Here is a 14,715-nt window from a genome sequence, read left to right as displayed (position 1 = left end):
CACTCCAACGGGATTCTTCCCGCCTCGATGCCCACGTCCGCCAAGTCCGCCCGTCCCGCTCCGCTTGGCTACGCCGCCAAGGGGCAACGCTACGACGAGTGCGTGGACGCCGCCGGCAATTTGCGTCCCGGTTGGGCGCAGTTTTTCGACCTGCTCGGACCGGACCCGGCCAAGGCGCTCGCGGCGGCCGACGCTGCGTGTCACCGCGCCATCATCGAACAGGACGTGAGCATGAACGTCTATCGCGGCGAGCGCGCCGGCGCGCAGACGTGGCCGCTCGACGCCATGCCGCTCATCCTCGAACCGGGTGATTGGGCGGCGCTCACGCGCGGACTGCGGCAGCGCGCGCATCTGTTCAACGAGCTGCTGCTTGATCTCTACGGCGAACAGCGCGTGTTGCGCGAAGGCCGGCTGCCGGCGGCGCTCGCGATGGCCAACCCGCATTTCCTCCGCGCGTGCGCGGGACTCGGCGCGCGCGGCGGCGTGTTTCTCCACTCTTACGCCGTCGACCTCGCGCGCTCGCCCGACGGACGCTGGTGGGTGATCGATGACCGCCTCGATGCGCCATCCGGCCTCGGCTACTCGCTGCAGAATCGCATCATCACGCGCCAGGGTTTGCCCGAGGTTTTCCACCGCGCGCCGGTGCACCGCCTGTTTCAGTTCTTCAAGGACTACCGCGCCTCGCTCGAGTCGCTCGCGCCCGAAAAGCAGGCGGAGCCGCGCGTCGTCCTGCTCTCGCCCGGCCCGGCGAACGAAACCTACCACGAGCAAGCCTATCTCGCGCGCTACCTCGGCTACACGCTCGTCGAAGGCGAAGACCTCACCACGCGCGACGGTCGCGTTTTTCTGCGCACGGTCGGCGGCTTGAAGCGCGCCGATGTCGTGCTGCGCCGCCTCGACTCCGAGTTCTGTGATCCGCTCGAACTCGACGCGCACTCGCTGCTCGGCGTGCCCGGCTTGTTGCAGGCGGCGCACGCCGGTGGCGTCGGACTCGCGAATCTCCCCGGCGCGCGCGCGCTGGAGTCGCCGGGCGTGCTCGCGTTCCTGCGTCCGCTTTGCCGGCAGATTCTCGGCGAGGAAATGCTGTTGCCCAACGTCGCGACGTGGTGGTGCGGGCAACCCGGCGCGCGCGACTACGTGTTGGAGCACCTCGACGATCTCGTCGTGAAGCCCACGTTTCGCACGCGCGACTCTGCGCCGCCGCGCTACGGCGCGTGGATGGGCAAGGCCGGCCGCGCCGCGCTCGCGGAGCATATCCGCGCTGAGCCCACCGCTTGGTGCGCGCAGGAACGCGTCTTTCACGGCACGACCCCCGGCTGGCACGAAGGCCGCCTGCGCCCGATGCCGTTTTTGCTCCGTCTGTTCGTCACGTGGCACGACGGCGACTACGTCGTGTTGCCCGGCGGACTCACCCGCTGCAACCCGCGCGGCGAGGACATGATCGTCTCGCTCCAGCAAGGCAGCGTGAGCAAGGACACCTGGGTGCTGCACGACGGCGCGCCGACGCCGCTGCCGGCCTTCGTCACATCGCGGCCGGCCGACAGCCTGCGCAATCCCGCCGCGACGCCCAGCCGCCGCGCGAACGATCTCTTCTGGCTTGGCCGCTACCTCGAGCGCTGCAGCCAGCTCGCGCGCAAGTTCGAGAAAATCGACGCGCTGCTGCACGACGAGATCGCGCACCTCGATTCCTCCGTGCCGGCCGACGCCCTGCGCCTGCTCGCGTGGGCGCTGGATGTGCCGTGGACGGACGACGTCCCGCTCGCGGCCCAAGCCGCGCAGCTGAAGGAGGCCGGCGCCAATTCCGCGCACCTCGGCGGCCTCGCGGCGAATCTCGGCAATCTCGTGCGCTTGCTCGAACAACTGAAGGCGCACCTGCCGCACGAAGGCTGGCAGCTGCTCCGTCAGCTCCGGCAGCGCCGCGTCTCGACCGACGCCGCCGCGTGCGCCGCGTTGCGCCAGCAACTTTCCGCCGCCGAGAGTCTCTCGAACGAGGCGATGCCGCGTGACACCGCGTGGCGCTTCCTCGATCTCGGCCGGCGCGTCGAACGCGGCCAGCAAACGCTGCAACTCGTCCGCGTGCTGCTCTTCCCGTCGGTCGGCGCGCCCACGACCGAGTTTCGCCTGCAGAGCGCGCTCCACCTCGCCGACTCGCTTTTCACCTACCGCAGCGCCTACCACGGCCAGCTCGACACCAGCGGCGCGCTCGACTGGCTGCTGCTCTCCGAGGCGAACCCGCGCAGCTTCCGCTTCCAAGCCGAGCGCATCTACGAGCACCTGCGCGAGCTGCCCGCGGACTTCGCACCGCGCGCGGTCGATGCGTTGCGCGCGCTCGCGTTCCGCCTGCAGAGCGCGGTGCGGCTCGCCGAGGCGAACGGCCTTGCGGCCGATCCCGCGCGCGCGTCCGCCGTTGCCGCGGAGCTGCAATCCAGCCTCGGGACGCTCAGCGAGCGGCTCGCCGAAATCTATTTCGCGCACACCGCGCTGCGTTGAACGATGCCCACCTACCGCGTCACGCACGAAACCGTTTACACGCACGCCGCAACCGCTGGCGCCGCGTGGCAGATGCTGCAACTGCACCCGCGCGCCGAGCCCGCGCAGGAGTGCCTCGACTTCCAGCTGCAAATCGAGCCCGGCGCGCCGGACCTGACGCACCGCGACGATTTTTTCGGCAATCGCCGGCATTTTTTCTCCGTGCGCGAGCCGCATCTCGCGCTCGCGATCACGTGCCGCAGCGTCGTGCGGCGCGACGAGCCAGCGCTCCCGCTCGCAGGCCTGACGCCGCCGATCGCACAGGCGCGGGCGCGCACCGACGCGCTGGTGGCCGGCGCGGGTTTCGCGCTCGAGCAATACCGGCACGCGACGGCGCACGTGCCGTTTTTGCCGGCGGCGGCGGAACTCGCGGCCGATCTCGGCCCGCCGGAACTGCCGTTGATGGAGTGGATCGAGCGGCTCGGCCGGCGTTTCGCGGAGACGTTCACGTTTGATGCGACCGCGACCGACGTGAGCACGCCGCTCGCCGACGTGCTCGCGACGAAGCGCGGCGTTTGCCAGGACTTCACGCACCTGTTCCTCAGCTGCGTGCGCCAGCACGGCGTGCCAGCGGCCTACGTGAGCGGCTACTTGCTGACGAATCCGCCGCCGGGCAAACCACGCCTGCGCGGGGCGGACGCGATGCACGCGTGGGTTTCGGTGTTCGTGCCGGACTTCGGGTGGGTCGACTACGATCCGACGAATTCGTGCTTCGTCGGCGCGGGCCATATCGTCGTGGCGCGCGGCCGCGATTACGGCGACGTGAGTCCGACGCGCGGCGTGTTCACCGGCGCCGCTCCGCCGCCGCCGCGCGTGGGCGTGACGGTCGAGCCGGAGCCGGCGGGCGGGTGAGCGTGGACTTGCCCTGAGGCGCAACAAGTTGCGCGCGGCGGGGCGATGATTTGTCATTTGCCAACCCGCGAGGCGGGACTAATCGTTTTCGCCTTTCATGTTCGATTTCCTCTTCAAAAGTTTCGCCGGCCGTCACCATCGCAAATACGTCGAGAAGTGCCGCCCGATCGTCGCGCGCATCAACGAGATTGAAAAGAGCTACCAGTCGCTGAGCGACGAGCAGCTCCGCGCCAAGACCGACGAGTTCCGCAACCGCCTGAAGAACGGCGAGACGCTCGACCAGATCCTGCCCGAGGCCTTCGCCGCCGTGAAGAGTGCCGCGCGTCGCCTCTGCGGCCAGAAGGTCATCGTGTGCGACCACGAGTTGACGTGGGACATGGTGCATTTCGACGTCCAGCTCATCGGCGGCATCACGCTGCACGAAGGCCGCATCGCGGAAATGGCCACCGGCGAAGGCAAAACCCTCGTCGCCACGCTCCCGCTCTACCTCAACGCCCTCGTCGGCAAGAACTCCCAGCTCGTCACGGTCAACGACTACCTCGCCCGCCGCGACTCCGAGTGGATGGGCCATCTCTACCAGTTCCTCGGTCTCACCGTCGGCTGCATCCAGCAACAGATGCCGTCCGACCTGCGGCGCGAGATGTATCAGCGCGACATCACCTACGGCACGGCGTCGGAGTTCGGCTTCGATTACCTCCGCGATAACGGCATGGCCACGCGCAAGGAGGACCAGGTCCAGCGCGACCACTGGTATTGCATCGTGGACGAAATCGACTCGATCCTCGTCGACGAGGCGCGCACGCCGCTGATCATCTCCGGCCCGGCGCCCATTGAGCGCGAGCAACCCTTCACACGCCTCAAGCCGCCGGTCGCCTCGCTCGTCAACGACCAGCTCCGCATGGTCAACCGCTTCGTCAAGGAAGCCACCGACCTGCTCGAGAAGAAGGACGCCACGCCTGACGACAAGCAGGCCGCGGCGATGAAGATGCTCCAGGTGAAGCTCGGCATGCCGAAGAACAAGCAGCTGCTGCGCCTCATGGAGAACCCGGAGTGGCGCAAGCTCCTCGACAAAACCGACGTCGAGATGCACTCGGACTTCCAGAAGGAGGAACTCTACAAGCTCAAGGAAGAGCTCCTCTACGTCATCGACGAGAAGAACCACCAGGCCGACCTCACCGAACTCGGCCGCCTGAAGCTCCGTCCGGACGATCCGGATGCGTTCGTGCTGCCTGACCTCGCGACGCATTTCAGCGACTTCGAAAAGGACGCCACCAAGACGCCCGAGGAAAAGGAGGCCGCCAAGCGCGAGCTCCAGTCGCGTTACGAAGTCGTTTCCGAGGACATCCACGCGATCTCGCAACTGCTCCGCGCCTACTCGCTCTACGAGCGCGACGTCGAATACGTCATCCAGGACGGCAAGGTCCTCATCGTCGACGAGAACACCGGCCGCGTCATGCCGGGCCGCCGCTGGTCGGACGGCTTGCACCAAGCCGTCGAGGCGAAGGAAGGCGTGACCATCGAGCGCGAGACGCGCACCTACGCGACGGTCACGATCCAGAACTACTTCCGCATGTATGAGAAGCTCGCGGGCATGACCGGCACCGCCGAGACCGAGGCGACCGAGTTCCACGAGATCTACAAGCTCGCCGTCACGCAGATCCCGACGAACAAGCCCTGCATCCGCGTCGACAAGAACGACTCCATCTTCAAAACCCGCCGCGACAAATACAACGCGGTCGTGAAGACGATCCAGGAAGCCAGCACGCGCGGCCAGCCCGTGCTTGTCGGCACCGTCACCGTCGAGCAATCCGAAGTCCTCTCGCGCATGCTCAAGCGCGCCGGCGTCATCCACACGGTGCTGAACGCCAAGTTCCACCAACAGGAAGCCGAAATCGTCTCCCGCGCCGGCCAGCGCGGCTCCGTCACCATCGCCACCAACATGGCGGGCCGCGGCACCGACATCAAACTCGGCGAAGGCGTCCGCGAACTCGGCGGCCTCTTCGTCGTCGGCACTGAGCGCCATGAGTCGCGCCGCATCGACCGTCAGTTGCGCGGCCGTTGCTCGCGTCAGGGCGATCCGGGCATGACGAAGTTCTTCCTCTCGCTCGAAGACGACCTGATGCGCCTCTTCCTTCAGGGCAATCTCGCCTCGAAGATCATGGAAGGCTCCATGCAGGAGGGCGAAGAGCTCGAGCACCCGTGGCTCAACCGCTCCATCGAGTCCGCGCAGAAGAAGGTCGAGCAGCAAAACTTCTCCATCCGCAAGCGCCTGCTCCAATACGACGACGTGCTCAACAAGCAGCGCGAAGTCATCTACGGCATCCGCAACGGCGCCCTCCACGCCGAGCGCGCCAAGGACGTGATCTTCGAGATGATCGAGGAGGAGTTGGCCTCGCGCCTCGAGACCGCCGGCTTCGGCGAAAAGGGCGGCCCGACTTCCGCGAACATCGAGAGCCTCGTCGGCTGGCTGAATTCGCATTTCCCGATCAGCGCCAAGGTTGCCGAGCTCGAGCCCGAGCGCGACGCCGAGGTGCTGCTCAAGAAGCTCGTCGAACGCATCCGCCAGGCCTACGCGCTGAAGGAATCCGTCGAGGATCCCGAGTCGCTCGGCGGCCTCGAGCGCTACGTGGTCATCAACGCCATCGATCACCACTGGCAGGAGCATCTGACCGAGATGGAAGAACTCCGCCGTTCCATCGGCCTGCGCAGCTACGGCCAGAAGGACCCGCTCTCCGAATACAAGAGCGAGGCGTTCCGCTTCTTCGAGGAGCTGATGAACAACGTGCGCCTGCAAATTTGCACGTCGCTCTTCCGTTCGGCCACGAACCGCGAGGCGTTCGAAAACCTTTTCGCCATTCTCGCCCGCTCCGCGCGCATGCAGGGCCCGGCCGCCGCGCCCACCGCGCTCGCCGCTGCCACGCAGACCACCGTGACCACGTCCGGCGCGACCGAAGCGCCCGCCGCGCCCGCGGCCGAGCAGGAGATCAAGCTCCCCGCGATCACGATCCGCCGCGAGGCGCCGAAGGTCGGCCGCAACGACCCGTGCCCCTGCGGCTCCGGCAAGAAATTCAAGAACTGCCACGGCGCCTGACGCCGTGGCGGCTTCCGCGCCGCGCTGTTTGGAAAATGTAGGAGCCTGCTCGCAGGCGACCAAACGGGTGTGCTGCGTTTGCTGCGTTCGGGTCGCCTGCGAGCAGGCTCCTACATGCACGCTGCGGCGCCGGAAACCGATGTAGGAGCTTGCTTGCAAGCGACCTGAGAGCTTCGCTTCGGCCGGGCCGCTTGAATGACCTTCAATCCTCGCAAAGGGCACGCGGCCTTGCGTCGCGGTCGCGTAAGTCAGGCTGGAAGCGAGTATTTCCTGACGCTCACGACGACTGGGCACCGCACCGGCCTGCTCGCGCCGCCGCCGACCGCTGCGCTGGCCGCCGAGTTGGGTGCGATGTCCGCTGACGGCACTTGGCACGTCCGTTGTTCGACCGTTATGCCCGATCATGTTCACCTGTTGATTCGGCTCGGTGAACGCTTGCCGCTTGCCCGCGCCGTGCAGCGCTTGAAAGCGGAAACCACGGCTGCGCTGCGCGCGGCAGGTTGCGAGTGGCAGCGAGGATTTTTCGACCGACGTCTGCGGCCCGATGACGAGCGGTTGCTGATCCTTCTCTACATCTACCTGAATCCCTATCGTGCTGGCCTGTCGCGCGCGGAGGAAACTTGGCCGCATTTCCGTTGCGGCGAGGAGGACTGGATGTGGTTCCAGCACGAACTCGACCGCAATCTACCAGCCCCCGAGTGGCTCATGTAGGAGCCTGTTTACAGGCGACCTCGTGGCCGCGCGACGCCTGCCACGCGCGAAATGCACCGGTCGCCTGCCAGCAGGCTCCTACATGTTCGCAGCGATGCCTTTTCTTGTAGGAGCTTGCTCGCAAGCGACCCGAGCACGGCAAGTGCAGTGCAGTGTTCCAGTCGTCTGTAAACGGGCTCCTGCGTCACGCGACAGTCACCTGTTTCCCCTGCAGGAGCTTGCTTGCAAGCGACCCCGTTTTGTCGCCTGTAAACAGACTCCTACATGACGCAATCGCCCGCGACATCTGCCCTCGCCGATCCCTACGACCCGAAGCCTACCTTCTGGCAGGAGCACCCGCACCTCGGCTGGGGGATGTGGGTTTTCGCGCTCACGGTCGTGCTGACCTACGTGGCGTTTCCGCCCGTGGGCGTCGGCGAAGCGGGCTACGTGCTCGCCGCGCCGGCGCTGCTCTGGGCGTATCGCACGCCGCGCTTCAAGCCCTACGCGCTCACGCTGCTCGCGGCCAACGTCGTCGCGTGGACGTGGCTGCTGTCGTGGCTCGGCAACGCCTACTGGCTCGCTCCGTTCCTGCTCGGACCGTTCATCGGCGCGCTCGCGACGCTGTGGTATCTCGCCGCGTGGTGGTTCGTGCCGAGACTGCGCGGACATCGCGTGATGGTCCGCCTGATCGGCGTCGGCGGGCTCGCGAGTTTGTGGGTGATGAACGAGGCGCTGCGCGGCTGGTTGTTCGGCGGTTTTCCGTGGCTTCCGCTCGCGGCGTCGCAATGGCAGCGTCCGCTCGTGCTGCAGGCCGCTTCCTACGGCGGCGCGTGGGTCGTTTCGTTCATTCTCGTGGTCTTCAGCTGCGGTGTCGCAGCGTATGCGCACCGGATCTTTTTCGAGGGCGCGACGGGCCTGCGGAAGCGCAGCCCGGAATTCATGGCGGCGCTCATGCTGCTGGTGCTTTCGTCGTTCCCGTTCCTCGCCGAGTTGATGGGGCAGCAACGGCAAAAGCTCGCGCGCGTCGCGCTCGTGCAGCCGAACATCCCGCAGGGCGAGAAATGGGACCCGCAGCAGGCGCGCGAGGTGTTGAAGACGATCGAGAAGGTGACGACCGACGCCAACGAGCGTGGCGCGCCCGATGCGATCTTCTGGCCCGAGGCGGTGGTGCCGTGGCCGGTGCATCGCGATCCATCCGTGCAGCAATGGATCGAGTATGTCTCGAAGCGCACCGGCAAACCGATCGTGCTCGGCAGCGTCTACACGCAGGGCAGCGGCGAGAGCGAGGAATGGTTCAATGGCGCGTTCGTGGTCGATCCGATCACGGGGTTGCAGGAGCCGGGCTATGCGAAGCGGAAGCTCGTGCCGTTCGGGGAATTCGTGCCGTTCCGCTCCGTGCTCGGCTGGCTGACGAAGTTCGTGCCGCTCGGGCCGGGCGATTTCTCGCACGGCGAGGAGGCGCGGCCGCTCGCGCTCGCGACGGGTCGCAACGTCACGCGGCTCGGTCTGCTGATTTGCTACGAGGATATTTTTCCGAGTCTCGCGCGCCAGAGCGTGCGCGAGGGCGCCGAGGTGCTCGCGGTGGTGACGAACAACGGGTGGTTCGGCGAGGGCGGCGCGGCTTACCAGCACGCGACGCACTCGGTGCTGCGCGCCGTCGAAAATCGCCGTCCGCTGATCCGCGTCGGCAACGCCGGCTGGTCGGGTTGGATCGACGAGTTTGGCAACATCCGCGCGAATCTCCGCGACGAGAACGGCAGCGTCTATTTCCGCGGCGCGGAGACGGTGAGCGTCACGCGCGATCCGCGCTGGGTGAGCCGCCCGAGCTTCTACACGGAGCACGGCGACTGGTTTCTCGTCGTCGCCGCGGTATTCGCTACGGTCGCGTATTACCTGCTGCTCACGCTCCGCCCGCCCACGCCGAAACTCGGCGAGACGGTGTTCTGAGTTCGCAGGGGCGGTAAGTTCCCGCACCGTCCACCGATCAATCCGAGTAACCTATTAGGTTACTCGGACTCGTGGGGCGCCGCTTGTTCTCCCTCGGAGTGAGAGAAAATGGGTAACCTATTAGGTGACCGAGGCGGTGGGGCGGCCGAGACTGGGTCAGGGTGCGAAGAGCACGCAGACGGCCTGCGGAACGGTGGCGGTGTGGCCGGTCGGCGTGAGGCGGCCGGTGTCGGCGTCCACGGCGAAGCTCACGAGGTTGTCGCTGTCGCGGTTAGCGCAGACGAGCCAGCGGCCGTCGGGCGAGAGGTTGAAATTGCGCGGGTGCTTGCCGCCGCAGGGGAGGATTTGCAGCAGGGTGAGCGTGCCGTGCTCCGGGTCGCGCGCGAAGACGGCGAGGCTGTCGTGGCCGCGGTTCGAGCCGTAGACGAAGCGGCCGTTCGGGTGCAGGCGGATCTCGGCGCAGATGCTCTCGCCGCTCCAGCCGGCGGGCAGCGTGGAAAGCGATTGCACGGGCCGCAGTGCGCCGTTGGCGAGGTCGCGCGCGAAGACGCTTACGCTGCTGCCGAGTTCGTTGATCGCGTAGAGGAATCGGCCGTCGCTCGAGATTTTGCTGTGGCGCGGCCCGGCGCCGGAAGCGGTCGCGAATTCGCCGGCGGGTGTGAGCGTGGCGCGCGCGGGATCGACGGCGTAGGCGAAGATCCGGTCGAGGCCCAGATCGCAGACGTAGGCGAAGCGGTTGTCGGGCGAGAAGGTGACGGAGTGCGGGTGCGGCTTGTCCTGCCGCGCGCGGTTCGGCCCCAGCGTGCCGGTCGCCGGGAGCAGGCTGGTGCGGTCGGCGAGTTTCAGGTCGTCACCGATCGGGAAGGTGGCGAGGAAGCCGCCGTGGTAGCTCGCCGTAACGAGCAGGCGGCCGGTGGCGTCTACGGCGACGTGAGCCATGAGCGAGCTGCCGGCGCCGCGGGCGTTGAGCGGTGCGAGTTTTTGCGTCGCCGCGTCGTAGGTGAAAGCGGCGGCGCCGCCCGTGGTCTGGCCGGTGGCGTCGGGGCCGACGCCGAGTGCGTAGAGCGCGCGGTGCGACGGATGCCAGGCGAGGAAGGTCGGGTTCGGCGTCTCGGCCGCGAGTTCGGGCGACGACAGCGCGCCGGTCGCCTGGTCGAGACGCACGGCGTAGATGCCGCGACTGGCACCGTCCTTGGGCGTGTAGGTTCCGACAAAGATGAGCAAGGCGGCGAGCGGCGCGGTGGTGGACATGCGGACCGAGCGAACCCGGCGGCGCGGTGGCTGGCAAGCGCGCGAGGGGTCGGTGACGCGCGCGGGAATTCAGGCGAGCTGCGTGCCGTCGAGAAACGGAACGTGGCTCGCACCGCGGCGGAGGTTTTCCACGGTGACGCGGGCGATTTCGCCCAACGCTTCTCGGGTGAGGAAGGCTTGGTGCGCGGTGATGAGGACGTTGGGGAAGGTGAGCAGACGCGCGAGTTCGTCGTCGGCGAGCACGCGGTCGGAGTGGTCCTCGAAGAAGACGCCTTCCTCTTCCTCGTAGACGTCGAGGGCCACGCCGCCGACGCGGCCGGATTTGAGACCGTCGATCAGCGCGGCGGTGTCGATGAGCTTGCCGCGGCTGGTGTTCACGATGAACGCGCCGCGCTTCATGGCGGCGAGCGTGGGCTCGTTGACGAGGTGATGCGTCTCCGGCGTGAGGGGCGAGTGGAGCGAGATGACGTCGCTTTGGGCGAAGAGTTCGACCTTCGACACGTAACTCACGCGATGCTGCGCGGCCCAGACGGCGTCGGGGAAGGGATCGCAGGCGAGCACGCGCATCCCGAAGCCGCGCAGGATTTCTGCGACGATGCGGCCGATCTTGCCGGTGCCGACCACGCCCGCGGTCTTGCCGTGAAGGTCGAAGCCGACGAGGCCGGCGAGGGAGAAATTCTGTTCGCGCACGCGATTGTGGGCCCGGTGGATTTTGCGGTTCAGCGTGAGCAGGAGCGCGATCGTGTGTTCGGCAACGGCGTGAGGCGAGTAGGCGGGCACGCGCGTGACGGCGAGGCCGAGTTCCTTGGCGGCGGCGAGGTCGACGTTATTGAAGCCGGCGCAGCGGAGCGCGACGTGGCGCACGCCGAAATTCTTCAGGTGCGTGAGCAGTGCGCGATCGAGGCGGTCGTTGACGAAGCAGCAGACGGCGTTGGCGCCTTGCGCGGTGCTGGCGGTGCTTTCGGTGAGCCGATGCTCGAGGAAACGCAGCTCGATTTCGCCGGCGTCAGTCGCTTGGGCGAAATACTCGCGATCGTAGGATTTGGTGTCGAAGAAGGCGACGGTGAGAGGCATGGCGTGGAAGAGGAGGCGCGCACGAGGGAAGCGATTCGGCTGCGGGGTGCAACCGCGCACGCATTGCGGGGGCGCATTGCGCAGGTGGGCGCCGTTGTCCTCGGCGGCGCCACGGTGGCGGAATGCCCATTGTCACCGCCGGGACGGCGGCGACCACCTCGGAAGGGAGGTTACTCGGAGAAGTTGAAGTGCCGCAGGCCGTTCGCGCGGCGGCGGAGTTCGGTGCGGAAGTCCGGGTGCGCGATCGAAATCAGGGCGTTGGCGCGCTCGCGGAGGGTTTTGCCCCAGAGGTTGACCGCGCCGTATTCGGTGACGACCCAGTGAACGTGGCCGCGGGTGGTGACGACGCCGGCGCCGGGTTTCAGTTCGGCCGTGATGCGCGAGATGGTGCCGTTTTTCGCCGTGGAGGGGAGCGCGATGATGGGCTTGCCGCCGGGCGAGAGCGCGGCGCCGCGAATGAAATCCATCTGGCCGCCGATGCCCGAGTAGATCGCGTGGCCCATCGAGTCGGCGCAGACTTGGCCGGTGAGATCGATCTCGATGGCGGAGTTGATCGCGACGACTTTGGGGTTCTTGCGGATGGCGGCGGTGTCGTTGGTGCGATCGGAGCCGGAGAACGTCACGAACGGGTTGTCGTGGACGAAGTCGAAGGTCTTCTGCGTGCCGACGCAGAAGGCGGTGACGATGCGGCCGGGGAAAACGGCTTTGAACTTGTTCGTCACCGCGCCGGACTCGACGAGCGGCACGAGGCGGTCGGAGAACATCTCGGTGTGGATGCCGAGGTCGCGCTTGTGGTGGAGGCGCGTGAGCACGGCATCGGGGATGGCGCCGATGCCCATTTGGAGCGTCGAGCCGTCCTCGACGAGTTCGGCGATGATCTCGCCGATGCGGCCTTCGATCGGGCTCTCCGGCTCGGGCGGATGTTGGTGCATCGAGCGGTTGGTGGCGATGAAGGCGTTGACGCGCGAGAAGGGCACGAACGACTCGCCGCGGGTGCGGGGCATCTGCTCGTTGATCTCGGCGATGACGATCTTCGCGCTTTCGAAGGCGGCGAGCGCCACGTCGACCGAGGTGCCGAGCGTGCACCAGCCGTGCGCGTCGGGCGGGGAGAGTTGCAGGATGGCGACGTCGAGCGGGATCTGGCGGCTGCGGAAAAACGACGGAATGTCCGAGAGAAAAACCGGCATGAAATCCGCGCGGCCCTCGGCGATGACGGGGCGCGTCGCGGCGCCGCTGAACAGCGACACGGAGCGGATGCGGCCTTCGCAGGCCTTGTCCACGATGGCGAGGCGGCCTTCCGTGTGCACGTGGTAGACGCGCACGCCTTCGAGATCGGTGCGCGCGGCCAGCGCATCGACGAGCGCGGTGGGCGTTGCGGCGCCGCCGTGGAGGAAGCAGCGGGCGCCGCTGGGAATGAGTTTAACCACGTCTTCGGCGGACATCGCCTGGGTGCGGTAGTCGGGGCGGGGGTTTTTCATTTGCCGGCGAGCGTAGCGGTTTTGTCATAGGCCCGGCAACGGGACACCCTGCGCGTCCCGTGGGGAGCTTTTGCCGGATTTTGTCCTGTCCGTTCGGGACTGGTTGAAGGAAGGGCGGAAATTCAGCGTCAGTCGCAAGAATCGCGTGCGGCGCGCCAAGTGTTGCACAGCGGCTGGTGCGCAAACCTGACATGGTAAAACTCGCCGTATTGGCGCATTTTTCACTCACAAGATTTCTCATGAACTATCCGTTCCCCACGCTCTCGCCGCAGGAAGCTGCGGCTCTGGTGCAGGACAAGGACACGATCGGCTTCGGCGGCTTCACGGCCGCCGGCGCATGCAAGGTCGTGCCTCTCGCCATCGCGGCGCGCGCGAAGGCTGAGCACGCGGCCGGCCGGCCGTTCAAGCTCGGCGTCATCACCGGCGCCTCGACCGGCAAGTCGCTCGACGGCGCACTCGCCGAGGCGGAGGCGATCGCGTGGCGCACGCCGTATCAGTCCGACCCGATTCTTCGCAAATCGATCAACGAAGGTCGCACGCAGTTCTTCGACCTGCACCTTTCCGCGGTGCAGCCGGCCGTGCGCAGCGGCGTGTTCGGCAAGATGAACTGGGCCATCCTCGAGGCGAGCCATGTCACCGCGCAGGGCGAGATCGTGCTGACGACGTCAGTCGGTTGCGCGAACACCTTCGCGCGTCTCGCGGACAAAATCATCATCGAGCTGAACGCCTATCATCCTGGCGACCTGATGGGCTTCCACGATCTGTTCGAGCCGGCCGATCCGCCGTTCCGCCGCGCCATCCCGATCTACGCGCCCACCGATCGCGTCGGCGCGAGCTTCATCAAGGTCAACCCGAAGAAGATCGCGGGCGTCGTGCTTACGAACACGCCGGACGAGTCCGGCGGCTTCGATGCGCCGGACGCGGTGACGAACAAGATCGGCGAAAACGTCGCGCAATTCCTCGCGGGCGAGATCAAGGTCGGCCGCCTGCCGTCGTCGTTCCTCCCGCTGCAATCGGGCGTGGGCAACATCGCGAACGCCGTCATCGGCGCGCTCGGTGCCAATCCCGGCATTCCGCCGTTCATGATGTATACGGAAGTCATCCAGGACTCCGTCATCAACCTGCTCAAGAGCGGCAAGTGCACCTTCGCCAGCGGTTGCTCGCTGACGGTGAGCCCGCAGCAGCTGCAGCAGTTCTACGGCGACCTCGAGTTCTTCCGGTCGCGTGTTGTGCTGCGTCCGCAGGAAATCACCAACAGCCCGGAAATCGTCCGCCGCCTCGGCTTGATCACGATCAACACCGCGATCGAGGTCGACCTCTTCGGCAACGTGAACAGCACGCACGTGATGGGCCGCGACCTGATGAACGGCATCGGTGGCTCGGGCGACTTCACGCGCAACGCGCAAATCTCGATCTACACCTGTCCGTCGGTGGCGAAGAAGGGTTCGATCAGCACGATCGTGCCGCTCGTCACCCACCTCGACCACAGCGAGCACTCGGTGCAGATCGTGGTGACCGAGCACGGCGTCGCCGACCTGCGCGGCAAGTCGCCCGGCGAACGCGCCTCGCTCATGATCGAGAAGTGCGTGCATCCCGAGTATCGCGACTCGCTGCGCGAGTATCTGCGCATCTCGGCCAAGGGCCACGTGCCGCAGACGCTGCAGAACGCGTTCAAGATGCACCTCGCCTATCTCGAGCAAGGCGACATGCGGCAGGTGAAGTGGACGAACTGACGCGCCGCTGACTTTTCCAATGCAACGCGAGCGACCGGCGACGGCGCTCGCGCTTTTTATGGCCCGC

9 protein-coding genes are annotated in these 14,715 nt (G+C 66.9%); 6 read left to right on the top strand and 3 right to left on the bottom strand.

All coding sequences use genetic code 11. The annotated features are described in order from the left end of the window. Positions 1-27 precede the first annotated feature (27 nt). The 5 genes from HZA32_06365 to lnt all read left to right on the top strand — a co-directional run bounded on the left by HZA32_06365 (position 28) and on the right by lnt (position 9,112). Positions 28-2,490 carry a circularly permuted type 2 ATP-grasp protein gene (locus HZA32_06365; GenBank protein ID MBI5423694.1) on the top strand — a complete coding sequence of 821 codons (2,463 nt, stop codon included), beginning with the start codon at positions 28-30 and terminating at the stop codon, positions 2,488-2,490. A 3-nt stretch (positions 2,491-2,493) separates the two neighbouring features. After that, on the top strand, positions 2,494-3,381 hold the full coding sequence (locus HZA32_06360; protein MBI5423693.1) for a transglutaminase family protein: 888 nt from the start codon (positions 2,494-2,496) through the stop codon (positions 3,379-3,381). Positions 3,382-3,478: 97 nt separating this feature from the next. Then, complete coding sequence (gene secA, locus HZA32_06355) at positions 3,479-6,472, top strand: preprotein translocase subunit SecA (GenBank protein MBI5423692.1); 2,994 nt, start codon at positions 3,479-3,481, stop codon at positions 6,470-6,472. 195 nt (positions 6,473-6,667) lie between these two features. Continuing rightward, positions 6,668-7,183 carry a transposase gene (locus tag HZA32_06350; GenBank protein MBI5423691.1) on the top strand — a complete coding sequence of 172 codons (516 nt, stop codon included), beginning with the start codon at positions 6,668-6,670 and terminating at the stop codon, positions 7,181-7,183. A 264-nt stretch (positions 7,184-7,447) separates the two neighbouring features. After that, on the top strand, positions 7,448-9,112 hold the full coding sequence (gene lnt / locus HZA32_06345) for an apolipoprotein N-acyltransferase (GenBank protein MBI5423690.1): 1,665 nt from the start codon (positions 7,448-7,450) through the stop codon (positions 9,110-9,112). Positions 9,113-9,268: 156 nt separating this feature from the next. On the opposite strand, the gene HZA32_06340 is transcribed toward lnt, so the two are convergent. The 3 genes from HZA32_06340 to HZA32_06330 form a co-directional block, all read right to left on the bottom strand. After that, positions 9,269-10,363: a lactonase family protein gene (locus HZA32_06340; GenBank protein ID MBI5423689.1), complete on the bottom strand. Its 1,095-nt coding sequence runs from the start codon at positions 10,361-10,363 to the stop codon at positions 9,269-9,271. A gap of 69 nt (positions 10,364-10,432) precedes the next feature. Beyond that, positions 10,433-11,437 (bottom strand): 2-hydroxyacid dehydrogenase, encoded by a 1,005-nt coding sequence (locus HZA32_06335; GenBank protein ID MBI5423688.1) that lies wholly within the window; start codon positions 11,435-11,437, stop codon positions 10,433-10,435. Positions 11,438-11,607: 170 nt separating this feature from the next. Then, the gene (locus tag HZA32_06330; GenBank protein ID MBI5423687.1) at positions 11,608-12,879 is read right to left on the bottom strand and encodes an acetyl-CoA hydrolase/transferase family protein; all 1,272 of its coding nucleotides are present in this window, start codon (positions 12,877-12,879) and stop codon (positions 11,608-11,610) included. A 275-nt stretch (positions 12,880-13,154) separates the two neighbouring features. On the opposite strand from HZA32_06330, the gene HZA32_06325 reads away from it, so the two are divergent. Further along, on the top strand, positions 13,155-14,648 hold the full coding sequence (locus HZA32_06325) for a succinate CoA transferase (GenBank protein ID MBI5423686.1): 1,494 nt from the start codon (positions 13,155-13,157) through the stop codon (positions 14,646-14,648). Positions 14,649-14,715: the final 67 nt, after the last annotated feature.

It is taken from the genome of Opitutia bacterium (genome assembly GCA_016217545.1).
Classification (GTDB): domain Bacteria; phylum Verrucomicrobiota; class Verrucomicrobiia; order Opitutales; family Opitutaceae; genus Didemnitutus.
This window is presented reverse-complemented; position numbering and strand designations above follow the sequence as displayed.

Bases quoted from the DNA above. Each gene is read 5' to 3' on its own strand.
- HZA32_06365 (MBI5423694.1), top strand. From the start codon at position 28: ATGCCCACGTCCGCCAAGTCCGCCCGTCCCGCTCCGCTTGGCTACGCC.
- HZA32_06360 (MBI5423693.1), top strand. From the start codon at position 2,494: ATGCCCACCTACCGCGTCACGCACGAAACCGTTTACACGCACGCCGCA.
- secA (MBI5423692.1), top strand. From the start codon at position 3,479: ATGTTCGATTTCCTCTTCAAAAGTTTCGCCGGCCGTCACCATCGCAAA.
- HZA32_06350 (MBI5423691.1), top strand. From the start codon at position 6,668: ATGACCTTCAATCCTCGCAAAGGGCACGCGGCCTTGCGTCGCGGTCGC.
- lnt (MBI5423690.1), top strand. From the start codon at position 7,448: ATGACGCAATCGCCCGCGACATCTGCCCTCGCCGATCCCTACGACCCG.
- HZA32_06340 (MBI5423689.1), bottom strand. From the start codon at position 10,363: ATGTCCACCACCGCGCCGCTCGCCGCCTTGCTCATCTTTGTCGGAACC.
- HZA32_06335 (MBI5423688.1), bottom strand. From the start codon at position 11,437: ATGCCTCTCACCGTCGCCTTCTTCGACACCAAATCCTACGATCGCGAG.
- HZA32_06330 (MBI5423687.1), bottom strand. From the start codon at position 12,879: ATGTCCGCCGAAGACGTGGTTAAACTCATTCCCAGCGGCGCCCGCTGC.
- HZA32_06325 (MBI5423686.1), top strand. From the start codon at position 13,155: ATGAACTATCCGTTCCCCACGCTCTCGCCGCAGGAAGCTGCGGCTCTG.